Genomic DNA, 1,775 nt, shown 5'->3' with positions numbered 1-1,775 from the left:
AAAGGAGATCAAATGGCAGCTCGGAAGGAGTTCCCGGTCAAAGTTCGCCGTGTGGCAGTAACGAACAAAAAGACCGGCGTCAAATACATCGAGGAACGTCGCTATCAATACGATCCGGCAAAGGGCTACAACGTCCTTCTGTCGAGCCGTCGGACGGGTGAAAAAATCCTGGAAGGCGAAACGGTGACAACCCGTTGCCGCCCCAAGAAGAAGCCAGCCGAAGCGGCTCAGACTGCCGAGCTCTCTGCCAAACGAACCCGTGTAGGGGCTCTGGACTTGATTCGTCATGCCGGGGCAGTGGCCGGACTCGAAAGTTCGGTCCGCAGGGCGTATCCCAACGGTGGAACCTCCGAGAAGCTGCTCTCTGTCTCTCAGTACTTGGTTGCTACGGGTGAAACTGTTCACAACGTGGAGGCCTGGCAATGCGAACATGATCTCCCCTACGAAGCCGGCCTGTCCGAGGACATTTGCGACGACCTCTTCCACGAGCTCGGCCTGGATGAATCCGGTTCGCAGTCTCTCTTCCGGGAACTGGCCCGTACGGCAGGCAACGACGAACAGCCGGCCATCGCATTCGATTCAACCTCGCATTCCGTCTACGGCAACGGCCTGAAACCGTACGCGCGGCAAGGCTTCAACAAAGACGGCGACGGCTTGGACATCTACAAGATCATCACCTTCTACTCGCTTGATTCCGGTCTGCCCGTTTCTTTCGAGCTTCAGCCCGGCAACATCCCCGACGTGATTTCTCTCGTCAATGCCGTGCCTCGGGCCAAGGCATACGGCTTGAAGAATCCGGAGTTCTGCCTCGACAACGGGTTCTTCAGCAAGGAGAACGTGCTGCGCTTCCTGCGCAAGAATTTCAAGTTCACGATCCTCGCCACGCTCAAGCACGCCTGGATCTACAAGCACTTGGACAGCGCCGCCGATGATGGGACCAAACTGAGAGACCACTTCTCGCGGTACGCTTCTCAGTGCCCGTTCGACGAGAAGATCAGTGCCGTATCGGTGTCTGAAATGACGCCGTTTGAATGGAAGCGGCAGCGCACGCGCAATGGCGTAGCCGCCGGGGATACGGAGTCGAAATCCTTCCGGCTGTACTTTCACTATTTCCGCAACAATGCCCGAGCTGTCATGGAAGCTTCAGCCTTCCACACGAAGCTCAAAAGCTACGAAATGAGTCTTGCAGCCGGCAAGGAAAATGAAATGGACGATGCCGAGCTTGAGTTCGCGCACCGGTACTTCTCGTGGAAGCGTGTTCGAGGCGGAGGCATCAAGGTCATCCCCAACGAAGAGGTCATTCTGGCCGCACAGAAGGACTTTGGGATTTTCGTCATCCTTTCAAATCTTCATGCGAGCCCGTGGGACGCGCTTCGTCGCTACCGTCGCCGCAACGACATTGAAACCTCGTATCGCGTCGTCAAGTCCGACCTTGACGGGCGAAAGCCCCGAGTCTGGACGATGACCAGCGTACGCGGGAAAGAAATCTGCCGACACGTCGCACTCGGCTACCGTTTCGTGCTGCAGAGCATGATGGAGCGCACGGCTCAGGAAGCCGAGCGGCGAGCCAACGATGAGTCGCTCGGGAAGACTGTGCGGAAGCAGTACGAAAAACTAACCGCCTGGATTCGATCGATGACGCTCAAGCAGTTGCTCGATTGGTTCGACTGCGTGGAAAGAGTCGAGGTGAGGAACAGGGTGGCTCAGTACCGTTGGTCTACGGAGACGACGGCCAGAGACCAGATGTTCCTCGAGCTCTTCTTCGACGAATCTGA

The 1,775-nt window shown here is 57.0% G+C and carries 1 protein-coding gene; it reads left to right on the top strand.

Translation table 11 applies throughout. From position 1 onward, the window contains the following. Nucleotides 1–12 precede the first annotated feature (12 nt). On the top strand, nt 13–1,775 hold a 1,763-nt coding region (locus HMPREF3036_RS02795; protein WP_062331385.1), incomplete at its 3' end, for an IS1634 family transposase.

This window comes from Sutterella sp. KLE1602 (assembly GCF_001578585.1).
Lineage (GTDB): Bacteria > Pseudomonadota > Gammaproteobacteria > Burkholderiales > Burkholderiaceae_F > Sutterella > Sutterella wadsworthensis_A.
The sequence above is the reverse complement of the archived record's forward strand: the minus strand, read 5'-3'. Positions and strand labels throughout refer to the sequence as shown.